Annotated in this window: 13 protein-coding genes; 6 read left to right on the top strand and 7 right to left on the bottom strand. The window is 73.9% G+C overall.

The genetic code is table 11. The features are described 5' to 3' along the window. Window positions 1-6: 6 nt before the first annotated feature. The 7 genes from AMPC_RS02480 to AMPC_RS02510 all read right to left on the bottom strand — a co-directional run bounded on the left by AMPC_RS02480 (window position 7) and on the right by AMPC_RS02510 (window position 10,128). Window positions 7-4,227: a Kelch repeat-containing protein gene (locus AMPC_RS02480; RefSeq protein WP_248344054.1), complete on the bottom strand. Its 4,221-nt coding sequence runs from the start codon at window positions 4,225-4,227 to the stop codon at window positions 7-9. A gap of 172 nt (window positions 4,228-4,399) precedes the next feature. Beyond that, the gene (gene purU / locus AMPC_RS02485; protein WP_248344055.1) at window positions 4,400-5,260 is read right to left on the bottom strand and encodes a formyltetrahydrofolate deformylase; all 861 of its coding nucleotides are present in this window, start codon (window positions 5,258-5,260) and stop codon (window positions 4,400-4,402) included. A gap of 79 nt (window positions 5,261-5,339) precedes the next feature. After that, window positions 5,340-6,038, bottom strand: coding sequence for an urease accessory protein UreG (ureG, locus tag AMPC_RS02490; protein WP_248344056.1), 699 nt, complete (start codon window positions 6,036-6,038; stop codon window positions 5,340-5,342). Between the two features lie 2 nt (window positions 6,039-6,040). After that, the gene (locus AMPC_RS02495; RefSeq protein ID WP_248344057.1) at window positions 6,041-6,706 is read right to left on the bottom strand and encodes an urease accessory protein UreF; all 666 of its coding nucleotides are present in this window, start codon (window positions 6,704-6,706) and stop codon (window positions 6,041-6,043) included. After that, the gene (ureC, locus tag AMPC_RS02500; RefSeq protein ID WP_248344058.1) at window positions 6,706-8,418 is read right to left on the bottom strand and encodes an urease subunit alpha; all 1,713 of its coding nucleotides are present in this window, start codon (window positions 8,416-8,418) and stop codon (window positions 6,706-6,708) included. Before ureC ends, AMPC_RS02495 begins: the two co-directional genes overlap by 1 nt. Further along, window positions 8,415-9,182 carry an urease subunit beta gene (locus tag AMPC_RS02505; protein WP_248344064.1) on the bottom strand — a complete coding sequence of 256 codons (768 nt, stop codon included), beginning with the start codon at window positions 9,180-9,182 and terminating at the stop codon, window positions 8,415-8,417. The genes ureC and AMPC_RS02505 overlap by 4 nt, the downstream gene beginning before the upstream one ends. Window positions 9,183-9,198: 16 nt before the next feature. Continuing rightward, on the bottom strand, window positions 9,199-10,128 hold the full coding sequence (locus AMPC_RS02510; protein ID WP_248344065.1) for an urease accessory protein UreD: 930 nt from the start codon (window positions 10,126-10,128) through the stop codon (window positions 9,199-9,201). Between the two features lie 116 nt (window positions 10,129-10,244). Between AMPC_RS02510 and AMPC_RS02515 the strand changes: the two genes are divergently transcribed. From AMPC_RS02515 to AMPC_RS02545, 6 genes are all read left to right on the top strand, one after another. Further along, entirely contained in the window at window positions 10,245-11,942 is a 1,698-nt protein-coding gene (locus AMPC_RS02515) for a sensor histidine kinase (RefSeq protein ID WP_248344066.1), read from the top strand. Window positions 11,943-12,027: 85 nt separating this feature from the next. Beyond that, the gene (locus tag AMPC_RS02520; RefSeq protein WP_248344067.1) at window positions 12,028-12,522 is read left to right on the top strand and encodes a peptidase M54; all 495 of its coding nucleotides are present in this window, start codon (window positions 12,028-12,030) and stop codon (window positions 12,520-12,522) included. Between the two features lie 3 nt (window positions 12,523-12,525). Beyond that, on the top strand, window positions 12,526-13,947 hold the full coding sequence (locus AMPC_RS02525) for a sigma-54-dependent transcriptional regulator (RefSeq protein ID WP_248344068.1): 1,422 nt from the start codon (window positions 12,526-12,528) through the stop codon (window positions 13,945-13,947). Between the two features lie 600 nt (window positions 13,948-14,547). Then, window positions 14,548-15,516 carry a 4Fe-4S dicluster domain-containing protein gene (locus AMPC_RS20530; RefSeq protein WP_318654312.1) on the top strand — a complete coding sequence of 323 codons (969 nt, stop codon included), beginning with the start codon at window positions 14,548-14,550 and terminating at the stop codon, window positions 15,514-15,516. Further along, complete coding sequence (nrfD, locus tag AMPC_RS02540; RefSeq protein WP_248344069.1) at window positions 15,509-16,729, top strand: NrfD/PsrC family molybdoenzyme membrane anchor subunit; 1,221 nt, start codon at window positions 15,509-15,511, stop codon at window positions 16,727-16,729. The genes AMPC_RS20530 and nrfD overlap by 8 nt, the downstream gene beginning before the upstream one ends. Before the next feature lie 10 nt (window positions 16,730-16,739). Beyond that, window positions 16,740-17,432, top strand: a complete 693-nt coding sequence (locus tag AMPC_RS02545) for a glycine cleavage system protein H (RefSeq protein WP_248344070.1) — start codon at window positions 16,740-16,742, stop codon at window positions 17,430-17,432. Window positions 17,433-17,440: the final 8 nt, after the last annotated feature.

Raw genomic sequence — 17,440 nt, forward strand, 5'->3', positions numbered from 1 at the left:
GATCGATCAGGGCAGCAGGTAGTCCACCTGCAGGCCGATCCAGTCCGTCCAGAGATCGCTCGGGATCCCGGCGCCTCCGGGCGGCGAGGAGGGCTGGCTCGGCACCGCCAGGAGCGCGATCCGCCCCTGCTGGACGAAGTTGCCGGACAGCGACGGCAGGGGCGCGTCGATCGCCCCCGGCGCCGCCTCGGTGCCGGAGGTGGTCCCGAGCGCGACCCAGGTCCCGGCGATCCAGTCCCAGGCCAGGAGGTCCACCCCGTAGGTCGCGGCGCCGCTCGCCAGCCCGCCGGCGGTGAGGTCGCCGCGGCCGGCGCCGGCGTAGCTCGCCGAGGCGCCGGTGAGCGTCGCCTGCGCGTCCACGGCGAAGAGGGCGACCTGGGCGGCGGTGGTGGCGGACGGCGTCCGGCGATCGAGCTGCCAGAGATCGCCGAGGTCGAGGTTGAGCGGCAGGTCGCCCGGCAAGGTCGAGGCCGAGCCGCCGAGGAGCGCGAGCGCGCCGGCGGCGGGGCTCCAGGCCAGGGCCGCGGCGGTGCGCGGGCCCGGCGAGCGGAGCCCGCCGGCCGGCAGGGCCGGGCGCGTCCAGCTCGCGCCGTCCCACTCCCAGGCCGCGCCGTCGTCGTCCACGAGCACGGTGCGGCTGGCGAGGGGGTCGTAGGCGAGCGCGGGCGAGCCGGAGGCCGGCGGGCTCCCGGCGGGCGCCCGCGAGGTCCAGCCGCCGGCGCCCAGCTCCCAGGTGTCCTGGAGCGGCTGGGCGCCGCCCCCGAGCCCGCCGAAGAGCACCGTCACGCCGCGGCGGCCGTCGAAGGCGAGGCCGCCGTACGCCCGGGCCGGGGGCGGGCTCGCCGGCTGGAGCTCGGTCCAGTCGTTCCCGTCCCAGGTCCAGGTCTCGGCGAGCAGCGCGCCGCTCGCGTCCACGCCGCCGAAGAGCACCGTCACCCCGCGCGCCGCGTCCCAGGCGAGGGCGTGCCCGCCGCGGGCGCTCGGCAGGTGGGCCGGGGCGCGCTGCTGGAAGGAGGTCCCGTCGAGCTCCCAGGTGGCGCAGGTCGGGCTCGCGTCGGCGGTGCAGCCGTGGAGCACCGTCACGCCGCGGGCGGCGTCGAAGGCCATGGCCCCGGCCGCGAGGACCGGCACGTCCGCCGTGCCCTGGTGCCAGCCGGACGCGTCGAAGGTCCAGGCGTCGCTGGCGGCGGGGCTCGGATCGGTGCCGTTGCCGTGCGCGAAGAGGGCCCGCTGGGTCCCGTCGAAGACGAAGGGGGCCCGGGCGCGCGCCGCCGGGACCGCGGGCGCGGTGGGATAGCCGGACCAGGCGTTCGAGGCGTAGCTCCAGACCGCGAGCTGGTCGGGGAGCGCGTCGCCGGCGAGGAGCACCCGGGGCACGTCGGCGCCGAGGGTCCCGGGGTACCAGGCGAGCACGTGGGAAGAGCGGGGGCCGGCGGGGAGGTCCGGCCCCTGCGTCCAGCGCGAGCCGTCGAACCGCCAGGTCTCGAGCCCCACGCTGGAGGGCTGCCCGCCCTGCAGCACGGCCACCCCCGCGTTGGCGTCGTAGGTCATCGCGGCGCCGCTGCGCGCGGTCAGGGTGGGCGGGACCGGCTGCTGCGTCCAGCCCGCGCCGTCGAACTGCCACGAGTCGCCGAGCCGGTCGCCGGCGGCGCCCAGGCCGCCGAAGAGCACGCAGCGCTGGACCGTCTGCACGTAGGCCATGGCGGCCCCGGAGCGGGCCGGCGGCGCGGGCGCCACGGGGACCTCCGACCAGCCGCCGGCGAGATCGTAGGACCAGGTGTCGCCGAGCGCCCCGGCGGCGCCGGTGCCGCCGAAGAGCACCACCGCCTGCCGCATCACGTCGAGGGCGAGCGAGGCGTCGAAGCGGGCCGGGGGCGCCCCCGCGAGCGCGAGCTCGGTCCAGGCGGCGCCGTCCCAGGACCAGGTGTCGCCGAGCGGCGCGCCGGCGCCGTCGAGGCCGCCGAAGAGCAGCACGCTGCCGGTCCCGAGGTCCACCATGGCGGCGTTGGAGCGCGGCGGCGGCTTCACCCCGCCCGACGGCGCCGCCGCGGTCCAGGTCCCGGAGAGCGGGTCGAGCTCCAGCGTCTCGTCGAGCACCTGCGCCCCGTCCCAGCCGCCGAAGACCACCAGCCGGCCGCGGAGCGAGTCGAGGGCGCCGGCGACGTGGGCGCGCGCCCCGCCGGAGAGGAGGCTCCAGCCGCCGCCGAGGACGGCGCCGGGCACCGCCGCGGGCGTGGGGATCACGACCCCGTCCCGCAGCGCCGCGGCCGCCGCGTCGGCGGCCGAGACCTCGTCCCCGAGGAGGAGCGCGTCGCCCGGGCCGGCCTGCCGGGGGTCGAAGGGGGCGCTGAAGGCGTAGAGCGCGCCCGAGAGCGGCGTGAGCGGCGCGTGGCGGTCGCGCCCCGCCACCGTGAGCAGCGCGCTCACCCGGCGCGACAGCGCGGCCGCGGCGGTGTTGCCGGCCTTGTCGGTGGCCACCACCCGCACCCGGTCGCCCGGGACCGGGCCCACCGCCTGGTCCGCGAAGCTGCCGTCGGCGGCGGCGGGGAAGGGGGCGGCGAGCGGCGCGCCGGTGCCGGGGTGGAGGAGGTCCACCTCGCGGACCGCCAGGAAGGTCGGGTCCACGACCGCGCCGGAGAGGCCGTGCACCGCGGTCGCGCCGCCGGGCTGGAGCGCGTAGACCACGAGCGTCGGATCGATCACGGGCGGGGTCACGTCGGCGTTGAGCGCCTCGACGGCGGCGCTCGAGGAGAGGCCGCACTTGTCGGTCGCGCTCACCCAGAGCCGGGGGTAGCTCGCGCTCAGGGTGCCGACCGGGATCTCGAGGAAGCTGCCGTCGGCCGCCGCCGCGCTCCCCTGGGCGACGAGATCGGCGCCGGGGGGGAGGGCGGGCGAGGTCGCCACGTCCACGGTCGCCACGAAGCAGCCGGCGGCGAACGCGGCCGCGCCGCCGCTCACGCCGTCCTGCAGGCCGAGCGCGCGCCGGTGGATCGAGACCTGCGCACCGTCGCCGGCCGGGCCGGCGGTGTCGCGCCCCACCTGCACCTCGACCCGCGCCCCCTCGTTGCCGCACTTGTCCACGCCCGCCGCCAGCAGGCGGGCGGGGGTGATCGCGCCGGCCGGGAGGAAGGGCGGGCCGAGCGGCACCTCGGCGAAGCCGCCGTCCGCGGCGGCCGGCGTCGCGCCGAGGAGCGTGCCGTCCGGCAGGTAGAGGCGGATCGCGGTGAGCGCGCTCGCGTCGACGAACGCGCCGGCGTGCCCGGCGACGCCGTCGAAGGAGAGCAGGTCGCGCCGGGCGAAGCCGAGCCGCGCGCCGTCGCCCACGGGGCCGTCGAGATCGCGGCCCGCCGGGATGCTCACCGGGGCGCTCTCGACGCCCGCCTGGCTCACCGCCGAGGCGAAGACCTCTCGCGGCGCCGCGTTCCCGGCGGAGCCGTCGCTGGCCGGGATCGCCGTCTCGGGGAAGGACCCGTCGGCGGCCGGGACCGCGGTGGCGAGCAGCGCGCCGGCGGCGCTGCGCAGGTTGACCTTGGCCGGGCGCTCGAGGAGGTTCGAGGAGGCCATGCCGGGGAGCGCCCCGGCCGCCCCCGCGACGGCGTCGTCCTGCCCCATCGGCTTGCGGACGATCTGGAGCCTGGCGACGTCGAGGACGGGGGGGAGGGAGGTGTCGGGCGAGAGCGACATCGCGGGCGCGCCCACGGTCCGGCCGTACGCGACGGTCACCGCCGCGGTGGCGCTGGCGTAGCCGGAGGCGGCGGCGAGGAGCGTCCGCGGCCCGGGGCTGGCGCCGGAGATGCGGTAGGTCCCGTCGGCGGCCGTGGTGGCGGCGAGCTGGGTGCCGGGGATCGTGACCAGCACGCCGCTCGAGCTCGCGGCGCCCTGCAGCGTGACCTGCCCGGTGACGTCGCCGATCGGGGAGAGGGTGAGCGCGGGCGCCTGGGCGGTCTGGCCGGCGACGACGGTCGCGGTCGCCGAGACGCTCCGCTCGACCGTCCACGGCGCGCTGGCGACCACGAGGTAGGTTCCGGGGAGGAGCCCGGAGAACTGGCGCTGCCCCGCCGCGTCGGTGGTGGCGGCGGCCGTGGTCGGACCGGTGAGCGAGAGCTGCACCCCCGACTGGTCGGCCTCCCCGGTGAGCGCCACCGTCACCTGGAGCGCGCCGCTGGCCGCCGGCGGCACGGTGCCGCTGCCGGGATCGCAGGCGGAGAGGAGGGCGGTCGCCAGCAACGCGACGGCCGGCGGTACCCGGGCAGGGCAGCGGGGGAGAAAGGGCATGCGGGGCGGGCCTCCAGGCGGGCATCTTAGCCCATCTGGGAGGAGGTTTGCCCCTGCAAGGGTCCCGCGAACGTGGGGGAAATCGCCCACCCGGGCCGGCCGCGCGCGAAGGCGCGGAGGCCGACTACGCGAAGACCACGGTCTTGTTGCCGTGGACGATGACCCGGTCCTCGCAGTGCCAGCGGACGGCGCGCGCCAGCACCCGCCGCTCCAGGTCGCGCCCGAGGGCCTTCAGGTCCTCCACCGCGTGCCGGTGGGAGACCCGCGCCACGTCCTGCTCGATGATGGGCCCGGCGTCGAGCTCCGCGGTCACGTAGTGGGCCGTCGCGCCGACGATCTTCACCCCGCGCTCGAAGGCCTGCCGGTACGGGTCGGCGCCGACGAAGGCGGGGAGGAAGGAGTGGTGGATGTTGATGAGCCGGTTCTGGAACCGCGCCGCGAAGTCCTCGGAGACGATCTGCATGTAGCGGGCGAGCACCACCACGTCGGCGTCGGCGAGGAGCTCGAGCATGCGGGCCTCGGCCTGGGGCCGCTGGCTCCGATCGTTCGGCACGTGCTCGAAGCGCACGCCGAAGCCCTCCACCGCCGCCCGGAGGTCGGGGTGGTTCGAGATCACGAGGGACAGGTCGGCCGCGAGGTCGCCGCGCTGGAACTGCCAGAGCAGCTCGAGCAGCGCGTGGTCGTGCCGGGACACCAGCACCGCCACCTTCTTGCGCTCCGAGCAGAGGTCGAGCCGCCACTGCATCGCGTACGGGCGCGCCACCTGGAGCTCGAACAGCTCGCGCAGCCGGTCCAGGGTCACGTCGAGCCCGCCCGTCTGCAGCTCGAGCCGCATGAAGTAGGCGCCGGGCTCGGCGTCGGTCGAGTGCTGGTCGAGGTCGGTGATGTTGGCCCCGTGGGCGAACAGGAAGCTGGAGATGGCGGCCACGAGGCCGGGCCGGTCGGGGCACTGGATGAGCAGGACGGCGCGGGGATCGGTCTTCACGCGCCGGACCTTACCAGCGAGCCGCCGGGGCGCAAGGGGGCGGCGCCGCGGCGGCCGTGAGGGAGCGCTCTCCGGGCCCTCAGTGCGCCCGCCCGAGCGCGTGCTGCCAGGCGTGCAGCACCGCCGCCGCGATCTCCTCCACCCCCGGCCCGCGGGTCACCTGGGCGAAGACGAACGGCCCCTCGCCGCGCATGCGGCGGGCGTCGCGGTCCATGACGCCGAGGTCCGCGCCGACGGCGGGCGCGAGGTCGGTCTTGTTGACGACGAGGAGGTCGGACTGGGTGATCCCCGGCCCGCCCTTGCGCGGCACCTTGTCCCCGCCCGCCACGTCGATGACGTACACGGTGAAGTCGGCCAGCTCCCGGCTGAAGTGGGCGGCGAGGTTGTCGCCCCCCGACTCGATGAAGAGCAGGTCGGGCCGGTGCTCCCGCGTCAGCGCCTCGAGGGCGAGCAGGTTCGCGGTCACGTCCTCGCGGATGGCCGCGTGCGGGCAGCCGCCGGTCTCCACCGCCCGGATCCGCTCCGGGGGCAGCGCCTCGTTGCGGGTGAGGAACTCGGCGTCCTCGCGGGTGAAGATGTCGTTCGTCACCACGGCGAGCGAGAGCGCGTCGCGCAGCCGCCGGCAGAGGGCGAGGACCAGGGCGGTCTTGCCGCTCCCGACCGGGCCGCCGACGCCGACCGTGAAGGCGCGGGCGGAGAGGTCGCGGTGGAGCGGCGGGGCGCGGCCGCCGAAGGTGCCGGGGGCGGCGGGGTGATCGTGGCCAGCGTGCAGGTGCATGTTCAGCTCCGGAAGAGCCTCGAGTAGAGCCGGTCGGCCTGGGCCTGGGCGAGCTCGAGGAGGGGTGAGGTGAGGGCGGCCTCGGAGGGCGAGCGCGCCTCGCAGGCGGCGAGGGCCTCCTCGAGGGCCGGGGCGAGCGCGGCCTGGAGCCCCTGCGCCTCGAGCGGCCCCGCCGCGCCGAGCCGCACCGCGGCCGAGAGCACGCCGCGCAGGACGAGGAAGAGGTGCAGCCGGCCCGCCTGCAGGCGCTCGAGCCCGAGCGCGCCGGCGACGGCGCCGAGGGCGACCGGGAGGTGGCCGGGGAGCCCGTCGCGCGCCACCTCCCCGGCGAGGCGCGCCGGCTCGCCGCCGAAGGCCGCGGCCGCGGCGCGCCAGAGCCCCTGCCCCTGCTCGCGGCTGGCCCGGTTCGCGACCGCGGCCACGAGCTGGGCGTCGAGCCGGCGGTCGAGGGCGGCGTGGGCGGCGGGGTCCGCCTGGGCCGCCAGGACGAAGGGGAGGGTGAGGTGGCCGGCCTGCCAGAGCGCCTCCACCGCGAAGGCGCGGAGCCCCGCGGCCCCGCGCACGAGCCCGAGCTGCGCGGCGGCCTCGAGCCCCCCGGAGTGGGCGAAGCCGCCGGCCGGGAAGGCCGAGTCGGCGAGCTGCCAGAGCGCGAGGTCGGCGGCGCGCATCAGAAGAGGAAGTAGCGGCGCGCCAGGGCGACGCGGGCCGCCGGCGCGCAGGTGAGCGACACGCCGTCGGCGGTCACCTCGTAGGTCTCGGGGTCCACGCGGAGGGCGGGGAGGGCGTCGTTGAGCCGCATGTCCTTCTTCCCGAGCCCCCGGCAGCCGCGCACCGCCTCGACCCGCTTCGCGAGGCCGAGCCGCGCGCCCACCCCGGCCTCGGCGGCCGCGCGGGAGACGAAGGCGACCGAGGTGGCGCCGCGCGCCCGGCCCAGCGCGCCGAACATGGGGCGCATCCGGACCGGCTGCGGGGTGGGGATGGACGCGTTGGCGTCGCCCATCTGCGACCAGGAGACGAAGCCGCCCTTCAGGACCAGCTCGGGCTTGGCGCCGAAGAAGGCCGGGCTCCAGAGCACGAGGTCGGCGAGCTTCCCCACCTCCACCGAGCCGACGAGGTGCGAGAGGCCGTGGGCGACGGCCGGGTTGATGGTGTACTTCGCGAGGTAGCGCCGGATGCGGAGGTTGTCGTTCTCGCCGCGCTCCTCCGGGAGCCGCCCGCGCTGCCGCCGCAGCTTGTCGGCGGTCTGCCAGGTCCGCGCGATCACCTCGCCGACCCGCCCCATCGCCTGCGAGTCGGAGGACATCATGCTGATCGCGCCCATGTCGTGGAGCAGGTCCTCGGCGGCGATGGTCTCGCCGCGGATGCGGCTCTCGGCGAAGGCCACGTCCTCCGGGATGGACGGGTCGAGGTGGTGGCAGACCATGAGCATGTCGAGGTGCTCCTCGAGCGTGTTCACGGTGAAGGGCCGGGTGGGGTTGGTGGAGGAGGGGAGCACGTTCGGCTCCCCGCAGACCCGCAGGATGTCCGGGGCGTGGCCGCCGCCGGCCCCCTCGCTGTGGAAGGTGTGGATGGTGCGCCCGGCGAAGGCGGCGATGGTCTGCTCGGCGCAGGAGGACTCGTTGAGGGTGTCGGTGTGGATCGCCACCTGGACGTCGTGGTCCTCGGCGACGCGCAGGCAGGCGTCGATGGCGGCTGGCGTCGTGCCCCAGTCCTCGTGCAGCTTCAGGCCCGCCGCGCCGGCCAGGATCTGCTCCACGAGCCCCTCGGGCCGGGAGCTGTTGCCCTTGCCGAGCAGCGCCACGTTGAGCGGCAAGGCGTCGCAGGCCTGCAGCATCCACTCCGTCTGGAGCGCGCCGGGGGTGCAGGTGGTGGCCTTGGTGCCGGTCGCCGGGCCGGTGCCGCCGCCGACGAAGGTGGTGATGCCGCTCGCGATCGCCTCCTCCGCCTGCTGCGGGCAGATGAAGTGGATGTGGCTGTCGATCCCGCCGGCCGTGAGGATGAGCCCCTCGCCCGCGAGCGCCTCGGTCCCGGCGCCGACCACCATGCCGGGCGTGACCCCCGCCATGACGTCGGGGTTCCCGGCCTTGCCGATCCCGGCGATCCGGCCGCCCTTCACGCCCACGTCGGCCTTGTAGACGCCGGTGTGGTCGAGGATCAGCGCGTTGGTGATGACGAGGTCGAGGGCCTCGTCGTCGGGGACGCCCGCCGCCTGGCCCATGCCGTCGCGCAGCACCTTGCCGCCGCCGAACTTGCACTCGTCGCCGTAGCTCGTGAGGTCGCGCTCCACCTCGGCCACGAGCGCGGTGTCGCCGAGCCGGACCCGGTCGCCGGTGGTCGGCCCGTAGATCTCCGCGTAGTGCCGCCGGTCGAGGGTCCTCATTCCGCCTCCTCCTGGTGCGCGAAGCCGAGCGCCGCCACCTTCGCCATGGCGGCCTCGAGCCCCTCGGGCGAGACCGGTCCGTCGGCGAGGCCGTTGCCGCCGCGGATGACGCGCGCGCCGGCGATCTCCACCAGCGGCACCCGCTTCGTCTCGCCCGGCTCGAACCGGACCGCCATGCCGGCCGGGACGTCGAGCCGGCGGCCGTAGGCGCGCCGCCGGTCGAAGCGGAGGTACGGGTTCGCCTCGACGAAGTGGTAGTGGCTCCCGACCTGGATCGGGCGGTCGGCGAGGTTGGTGACGGTGAGCGTGATCGCCTCGCGGCCGGCGTTGAGCGTGAGCTCGCCCGGCGCGGGGAGCAGCTCGCCCGGCACCGGCTCCTCCTCCGCCGGCGCGGCGAAGACCGCCGGGTCGGGGACCGGCAGGAAGCTGCCGTGGAGCGCCAGCGCGAGGTCGCCCTGCTCGGCGGCGATGGGGTGGTGGACGGTGACGAGCTTGGTGCCGTCCTCGAAGGTCCCCTCCACCTGCACCTCCGGCACGAGCTCGGCCACGCCGGGGAGCACCTGGCGCCGGCCGAGCATCCGGCGGCCGAGCTGCATCAGCTCCTGCACCGAGCGGCCGTCGCGAATCAGCTCGAGGAGCTGGGTGGCGAGGAGCGCCACCGCCTCGGGGTGGTTGAGGCGCAGGCCGCGGGCGAGCCGCTTCTGCGCCAGGAAGCCGGCCTGGTGGAGCTGGAGCTTGTCGAGCTCGCGTGGACTGAGGTGCATTCGGATCCTCCTGGGGTCACCACTTGCGCTGGAGCGGGTCGCCGCCGAGCTCGGCGCCGAGCGGGGAGAGGCAGCGGGCGAGGAGCGCCGCGAGCCGGCCGCGGTCCTCGGCCCCGAACCGGGCCACCACGCCGCCCGGGACCTCGGCGACCGACCCGAGGAGCCCGTCCGCCGGATCGGCGGCGCGGGCGGCCGCGACGAGGGCGGCGGCGGCGCGGGCGGCGCGCGGCCCGAGGGCGACGGCGGACGCGACCGCGTCGAGCCGCCCCATCCGCGCGGCCAGCGGCGCGCCCGGCAGGTCCTCGAGCAGGAGCGCGTCCGCGATCGCGAGGGCGCCGCCGCGCCAGACCTCGAGCCGGCTCTCGACGCGGGAGAAGGCCCAGCGCTCGCCGCGGGCGGCCCGGCCGGAGGCGAGCGCGTCGAGCGCGACCAGGCTCGCGCCGGGCGCGAGGCGGAAGGACTGGCGCTGCCGGAGCCGGGCGCCGGCGAAGCAGCAGAGCGGGTCGGGCAGGGACGCGAGCAGGGCGCCGTCGCCGGCCTCGGCGGCGAGCACCTGCTCCGCCGTCGGGCCGGGGGAGCGGTACACCTTCGCGACCGACTGCGTGCCGAGGAAGAGGGTCGCGCCGGGCCCCACCTCCACCGAGAGCCGCACCCGGTCTCCGGCCACGAGGCCGCCGCCGAGGCTGGAGGTGAAGGCCCAGACGGCGGCCCCGCGCCGCCGCGGGACGAGCAGGTGGAGCGGCGCCGCGGCGTGCGCGTCGAGCAGCGCGGTCGCGCCGTCGGAGAGCCCCGCCTCGATCCGGCCGGTGCCCGCTCCAACCATCGCGGCAACCGCTTCGGGGTGCTCGGCGCCCAGGCAGGCGGCTGCCGCCGGCGCGGGCAGCGCCCGGACCGAGGGTGTGGATGGGGCGGGGTTGTCGAAGGCGATCACGTCTGAATGGGTCAAGGGCAAGGAGCGTGCCTTGATCTCGCGCAAGGTCTGGCTCGCCGGAACGTGGAAACCTTCAACAGCCGCAGTGCGACGGCGGGGTGGAGGGATCGTTGATGCCTCCAGGGGGACGCATGGCGCAAGAGGATCTAGCGGGCGAGCCACGCCCGGAGCCAGTCCGGCTGCCGCCGGAGCCGCACGTCGAGGTGACGGGGCGGCACGAGCTTCACGCCATCGGGTCGGCCATCCCCTGGCGACACCGGCTCTCGACCAAGCTCCTCGGCATCACCGCGGGGCTCACGCTCGCGGCCATCGCCGGGCTCGCCTACGTGGAGCTCGAGATCCAGAAGCAGCGGCTCGACGCGGCGACCCGGTCGGTCGCGCTCTTCAGCGAGACCATCAAGAGCGCCACCCGCCAGTCGATGCTCGACGACCAGCGCCCGCAGGTCTACCAGGCCATGCAGGCGGTCGGGCGGATGGAGGGGATCGAGAAGGTCCGCATGATGAACAAGGAGGGGGGCGTCACCTTCTCCTCCGACGAGAGCGAGATCGGGCGGGTGATCGACAAGAAGGCGGAGGCCTGCTACGCGTGCCACGCCGCGGGCCAGCCGATCGCGCGCGTGCCGCAGGCCTCCCGCGCCCGCATCTACCAGGCGGGCGAGCACCGCGTGATGGGCATGGTGTCGCCCATCTACAACGAGCCCTCCTGCTGGTCGAAGTCGTGCCACGCGCACTCGCCGGGGCAGCAGCTCCTCGGCGTCATCGACGTGGGCGTGTCGCTCGCCGAGGTGGACACCCAGGTGATGGCCTTCCGGCGCGGGAGCCTGGCGCTCACCGGCGTGATCGTGCTCTGCCTGGCGGTCTTCTTCTACTTCTTCGCGCGGATCCAGGTGGTCCAGCCGGTGGCGGCGCTGGTGCACGCCACCCGGCAGGTCGCGACCGACCAGCTCGACGTCGAGCTGCGGATCGACTCGCGGGGGGAGCTCGGCCTGCTCGCCGCCTCCTTCAACGACATGACGCGCGAGCTGCGCCGGGCCGAGGGCGATCTCCACCGGCTCATGGGCAGCCTGGAGCACGAGGTGGAGGAGCGGACCGCCGCCCTCAAGAGCGCCCAGGCGCAGCTCATCCAGTCGGAGAAGCTCTCCTCGCTGGGGCGGCTCTCGGCCTCCATCGCCCACGAGATCAACAACCCGCTCGCCGGCATCCTCACCTTCTCGAAGCTCCTCATCCGCACCCTCGAGCAGGGGCCGCCCAACGACGCCACCCGCCGGAGCTGCATCAAGAACCTGGCGCTGGTGCAGCGCGAGACCGAGCGCTGCTCCGCCATCGTCCGCAACCTCCTCGACTTCGCGCGCGAGCGGCCGCTGGCGCTCAAGGAGGTGGACGTGAACAAGGCGGTCGAGGAGTGCGTCCAGCTGCTCGGCCACCAGTTCATGCTCTCCGGCATGGAGCTCGCGGTCGAGCTCGGGCCGGTGCCGATGGTGGAGGCCGACTTCGGCCAGCTCCGGCAGGCGTTCGTGAACGTGTCCATGAACGCCTGCGAGGCGATGGCGCGGGGCGGCAAGCTCGTGGTCCGGACGCAGCTGCTCGAGCAGGCGCACCAGGTGGAGGTGAGCTTCTGCGACACCGGCCCCGGCATCCGGCCCGAGCACCTGGCCAAGATCTTCGACCCGTTCTTCACGACCAAGGAGAGCGGCACCGGCCTCGGGCTCTCGGTGGTGTACGGCATCGTCCAGCGCCACCACGGGCACGTGGAGGTGAAGAGCGACCTGGGGAAGGGGACCTGCATCCACATCCGGCTGCCGGCGATGGAGGCGCGGAAGGAGGCCTGACGGCCCCGTCCCGCGCGAGAAGGGCGGCCCGTTGGCGGCGGACATCCATGTCTGGTGGATCGGCGAGAGGGAGGCTTCGGCGGGCATGCTCGAGCACGTGCGCGCGCACCTCACCGGCGCCTTCCGGGCGGAGGTGGCGCTCCACCACGACCCGCGCCGGCCCGCCGACGCCTGGGACGCGCGCCGCCGCCAGCACTCCTCGAAGAAGATGCTCTCCTTCCTGCTCGAGCAGGGCCCGCCGCCGCCGGCGCGCGTCCTCGGGATCACCGACCAGGACCTCTTCATCCCCATCCTCACCTTCGTCTTCGGGGAGGCGCAGCTCGGGGGACGCGCGGCGGTGGTCTCGACGGCGCGGCTCGACGACGGGGTGCCGGTGGTGAGCCCCCGCGTGCTCGCGGAGCGGGTGGCCATCGAGTGCGTGCACGAGGTGGGGCACGCCTACGGACTGCTGCACTGCGCCTCACCCCGCTGCGCCATGGGCCGCTCGCCCAGCGTGCGGGACGTGGACGCCAAGAAGCCTCAGCTCTGCCGGGACTGCCTCTCCCGGCTCGCGGAACGGAACGATCGATCGGGAGGGTGAACCATGGGCAACGAGAGAACGCGGATCCTGGTGGTCGACGACGAGGAGATCGTCCGGGAGTCCCTGGGCGGCTGGCTCGAGAAGGACGGCTTCTTCGTGCAGAGCGTGCCGGACGGGAAGTCGGCCGTCGAGGCGCTCGAGAAGGAGCGCTGGTCCATCCTGCTCACGGATCTCAAGATGCCGGGCATGGACGGGCTGCAGGTGCTCGAGGAGGCCAAGAAGCGGCAGCCCGACCTGGTGGTGGTGCTGATGACCGCGTACGCGACCATCGACACCGCCGTCTCGGCGATGAAGCTCGGGGCCTACGACTACCTCGTGAAGCCGTTCGACCCCGAGGAGCTGTCGCTGATGATGCAGAAGATCGTCTCGCAGCAGACGCTGGTCCGGGAGAACGCGGTGCTCCGGAAGGCGCTCAAGCGCGAGTACGGCTTCCATGACGTGGTCTCGAAGAGCCCGGCCATGCAGCAGGTCTTCGAGCTCGCCCGGGTCGCGGCGAGGAGCAACTCCACCATCCTCGTCCTGGGCGAGAGCGGCACCGGCAAGGAGGTGATGGCCCGCGCCATCCACGCCGAGAGCCCGCGGGCGCAGGGCCCCTTCGTGGCGATCTCCTGCGCCGCCCTGACCGAGTCGCTCCTCGAGTCCGAGCTCTTCGGCCACGAGAAGGGGAGCTTCACCGGGGCGTCCGCCCGCAAGATCGGGAAGTTCGAGGCGGCCAACGGCGGGACGCTCTTCCTCGACGAGATCGGCGACATCTCTCCCAAGCTGCAGCTCGACCTCCTCCGGGTGCTCGAGGATCGCCGCTTCCACCGGGTGGGCGGGACCGACCCCATCTCGGTGGACGTCCGGATCGTCGCCGCCACCAACCGCGACCTCCGGAAGGCGGTGGCGGAGGGCAAGTTCCGCGAGGACCTGCTCTACCGGCTCAACGTGATCGTCATCAACCTGCCGCCGCTCCGCGAGCGGAAGGAGGACATCCCCCTGCTGGTGGAGCACTTCACCGAGCAGCTCGGGGTGGAGATGCAGCGGCGCATCGAGGGGGTGTCCTCCGACGCCATGGTCGCGCTCATGTCCTACGACTGGCCCGGGAACGTCCGAGAGCTCCGCAACGTGCTCGAGCGGGGGGCGGTGGTCGCGCAGGGCCGGATCATCCAGGCCCTGGACCTGGGGCTGGCCCCCGCCGCGGTGCCGGAGGGTGCCGCCGGGGTCGGTGCCGGCGCCGCCGCCGCGGGGGCGTCGGACGAGGTCCCGGCCACGCTCGAGGATGTCGAGAAGCGCCACATCACCCAGATGCTCGCGCACACCGGCGGGAACGTGAGCCAGGCGGCGCGCCTCCTCGGGATCGACCGCGTCACCCTCTACAACAAGATCCGCAAGTACCAGCTCCGGCGCGGCGACGACAGCGGCTCGCAGCAGCGTCCCGGGTAGCCCGTTGGGAAAGCCCACGGTGATGAATTCGACAACGCGAGGCCCCGGCGACGTACAACCTCGGACGATCACGAGCGATAGTGGCGGAATTGAACGCAGGGTGCCGTTGAATTGTTGAACGTGTCGCGAAATTGAACAGTCTGGCCAGGCTCGCGCGGCTGGCTCGCAATAGGGCGAAAAGAGGGCCGTTTCCGGATGACCGGGAGCGGCCCTGCTCTTTTCGGGGATTGGCGCGTTCATTGCGAAGGAGGGGCGGTGGAGAGACTGAATGTCCTGCCCCTACCTCACCGAAGTCAGCATGGTCTTCTGCCGGGCCTACCCGGTGAAGAAGCTCGTCCCGCACGACCGGCTCACCTCCGCGAGCCAGTGCGAGGGGTCGTTCCAGAGCTGCCCGCTCTTCAAGGAAGCCATGTGCCGCGCAGGGCGGTCGTCCTGCGAGGCAGATGCCCAGCCCTCACCGTCCGTAGATCCCAAAGGAGCGCAGTCATGATCCTCGCGTTCGCCGTCAGCTTCGTCGCCGCCGCCGTGGTCGCCGCTTCCGCCATCGCCGCCCACTCCTAGCCCGCGCCACCCGCCCGAGAAGGAAAGAGGGGGAACACCATGAAGCTCAGTCGCAGAAACTTCCTCAAGGTCGCCGGAGCCACCAGCTCCGCCGCCCTGGTGGCGCCGGCCCTGGCCCGCGGTGCCGAGAGTCACGAGGAGCACATCGGCGCCATCGTCGGCGCCGACGAGAGCTCCGTCCTCGTGGACACGACCCTGTGCGTCGGCTGCCGGGCCTGCGAGGCGGCCTGCAGCGAGAAGAACCAGCTCCCGGCCCCGCCGGTGGGTGACAAGGTCCTCGACAAGAAGCGCGAGACCGGCCCGACCGCGCTCACGGTCGTGAACCGGTTCGACGTGGACGAGACCGGGAAGGAGCTGCAGCAGCAGCCGGAGGGCGACGCGACGAAGCGCGCCCAGCGGTTCGCGAAGACCCAGTGCATGCACTGCGTCGCTCCGGGCTGCGCCTCGGCCTGCCCGAACCGCGCGCTCGACAAGAAGCCGAACGGCCCCGTCACCTACGACGCCAGCCGGTGCATGGGCTGCCGCTACTGCATGGTGGCCTGTCCCTTCGGCGTCCCCAAGTACGAGTACGAGGCGCTGGCGCCGCGGGTGGTGAAGTGCACCTTCTGCGCCGACCGCCAGGCCCAGGGGCTCAAGCCGGCCTGCACGAGCGTCTGCCCGACCGGCGCGCTCACCTTCGGCCGCCGCGCCGACATGGTCGCCGAGGCGCGCAAGCGCGTCTACGGCAACCCCGACAAGTACGTCCAGCACATCTACGGCGAGCACGAGGCCGGCGGGACGAACTGGCTCTACATCTCCGACGTCCCCTTCGAGAAGCTCGCGATGAAGGCGGACGTCATCGACAAGCCCTACCCGGACCTCGTGAAGGGCGCCCTGGGCGTGCCGCCGTTCGTGATGACGCTCTGGCCGCCGCTCCTGATGGGCTTCTACGTCTTCTCGAACCGCAGGGCCGCCAACAACGCGAAGCACGACGCCGCCCACGGCGACAGCGAGGGTCACCATGAGTAACGTGAACGAGAACGCGCTCGAGCCGCGCACCTGGTTCGAGAACAAGATCCTCCTGGGCATGACCGGCAAGGAGTACGTCCGGTCGCTGCTCACCCCCATCAACATGCTCGCGGCCTTCGCGGTCGCGTGCGCGGTCTTCATGTTCGTGTGGCGGTTCGGCTGGGGCCTCGCCGCCACCACCAACCTCGACCAGAACACCCCCTGGGGCATCTGGATCGGGTTCGACATGATGACGGGCATCGTGCTCGCCGCCGGCGGCTTCACCATCGGCGCCACCGTCGAGCTCTTCGGCCTCAAGGACTACGCGCCCATCGAGCGGCCGGCCATCCTCACCGGCTTCCTCGGCTACCTGATGTCCATCGCCGGCCTCATCGCCGACCTGGGCCGCCCCTGGAACATGGTCTTCGTGATGGGCAGCAACGGGACCGCCTCGGTGCTCTTCGAGGTCGCCTGGTGCGTCATGTGCTACTCGAGCGTGCTCTTCCTCGAGTTCACCGTCCCGATGTTCGAGTGGCTCGGCTGGAGCCGCATCCACCGGGTGGCGAAGAAGCTGCTCCTCGCCCTCACCGTCCTCTCGGTGATGTTCTCCACCATGCACCAGTCGGCGCTCGGCTCGCTCTTCCTGATGGCGCCGGGCAAGCTCCACCCGCTCTGGTACACGCCCTACATCTTCATCCTCTTCTTCACGACCGCGGTCATCGCCGGCATCTCGATGGTCATCGTCGAGTCGGGCCTCTCGCACAAGATCTTCCACGCCCAGTTCGAGGGGCAGCACGTGGACGCCGACGCGCTGACGGTCGGCCTCGGCAAGGCCGGCGCCATCGCGACCTTCGCGTACTTCTTCCTCAAGGTGCAGACGGTCACCGACAACCACGCCTGGGGCTACCTCAAGACGGGCTGGGGCGCCTGGTGGCTGGTCGAGGTGCTCGGCTTCGTGCTGCTGCCCTCGATCCTCTACGCCTACGGCGCCCGCAACCGCCGCGCCCGGATCGTGCGCATCGGCGGCGTGTTCGGCGTGCTCGGCATCGCCCTGAACCGGCTCAACGTCTCGGTCATCGCCTACAACTGGAACATCCCGAACCACTACGTGCCGCGCTGGTCCGAGTTCGTCCTCTCGTTCGGCCTGGTCGGGCTGGGGGTGGTCCTGTTCCGCTTCATCGTGAACCGCATGCCGATCCTCCACCCGGATCCGGCCTACCCGCAGGAGCACTGAGGAGAACGCCATGATCCACGACTTCCTCTCGATGTACCCCGCGAAGCTGCTCGAGTACGCGACCTGCGTCGGCTACCTCCTCTGCTTCGTCGGCTTCTGGAAGTACGTCCAGGGCGGCAAGCCGGCGGAGGCCCGCGCCGAGGCCCACGAGCCCGCCACCGTCCGCCAGGCCGTGTCGGAGTGGTTCACCGTCCCGGACGGCATCTACCTGCACCCGGGGCACGCCTGGGCCCGCATCTCGGCCGACGGCGTCGTCACGGTGGGTATCGACGACTTCGCCCACAAGCTCGTCGGCCCGGCGCGCGTGGAGCTCCCGAGCGCCGGCGCGGCGGTGGTCCAGGGCGAGCCGGCCTTCGCCCTGCGCGCCGACACCCGGGCGGTGGACATGCTGTCGCCGGTGGACGGCACGGTGGTCGAGGTGAACCGCGCGCTCTCGGACAACCCCGAGAAGCTCGACGACACCTACGGCGCGGGCTGGCTCTTCCGCGTGAAGCCGCCGCGCTTCGCGGCCAACGCCAAGCAGCTCCTGCAGGGCGCCTCGGCGCGGCTGTGGGAGGCGGCGGCCGGCGAGGCGCTGGCGGCGCGGCTCAGCCCCGAGCTCGGCCAGGTGCTGGCCGACGGCGGCACGCCGGTGCACGGCATCGCGCAGGAGCTCGATCCGGTCCACTGGGACGAGCTCGCCCGCAAGTTCTTCCTCACCTAGGAACGGAG

The sequence above is a fragment of the Anaeromyxobacter paludicola genome (assembly GCF_023169965.1).
In the GTDB taxonomy this organism is placed as follows: Bacteria; Myxococcota; Myxococcia; order Myxococcales; family Anaeromyxobacteraceae; genus Anaeromyxobacter_B; species Anaeromyxobacter_B paludicola.

What these genes read in the sequence shown, in the direction of transcription:
- ureG (WP_248344056.1), bottom strand. Translation starts at nt 6,038, where the DNA reads ATGCACCTGCACGCTGGCCACGATCACCCCGCCGCCCCCGGCACCTTC.
- ureC (WP_248344058.1), bottom strand. Translation starts at nt 8,418, where the DNA reads ATGAGGACCCTCGACCGGCGGCACTACGCGGAGATCTACGGGCCGACC.
- AMPC_RS02525 (WP_248344068.1), top strand. Translation starts at nt 12,526, where the DNA reads ATGGGCAACGAGAGAACGCGGATCCTGGTGGTCGACGACGAGGAGATC.
- AMPC_RS02515 (WP_248344066.1), top strand. Translation starts at nt 10,245, where the DNA reads ATGGCGCAAGAGGATCTAGCGGGCGAGCCACGCCCGGAGCCAGTCCGG.
- nrfD (WP_248344069.1), top strand. Translation starts at nt 15,509, where the DNA reads ATGAGTAACGTGAACGAGAACGCGCTCGAGCCGCGCACCTGGTTCGAG.
- AMPC_RS02495 (WP_248344057.1), bottom strand. Translation starts at nt 6,706, where the DNA reads ATGCGCGCCGCCGACCTCGCGCTCTGGCAGCTCGCCGACTCGGCCTTC.
- AMPC_RS02505 (WP_248344064.1), bottom strand. Translation starts at nt 9,182, where the DNA reads ATGCACCTCAGTCCACGCGAGCTCGACAAGCTCCAGCTCCACCAGGCC.
- AMPC_RS20530 (WP_318654312.1), top strand. Translation starts at nt 14,548, where the DNA reads ATGAAGCTCAGTCGCAGAAACTTCCTCAAGGTCGCCGGAGCCACCAGC.
- AMPC_RS02545 (WP_248344070.1), top strand. Translation starts at nt 16,740, where the DNA reads ATGATCCACGACTTCCTCTCGATGTACCCCGCGAAGCTGCTCGAGTAC.
- AMPC_RS02520 (WP_248344067.1), top strand. Translation starts at nt 12,028, where the DNA reads ATGCTCGAGCACGTGCGCGCGCACCTCACCGGCGCCTTCCGGGCGGAG.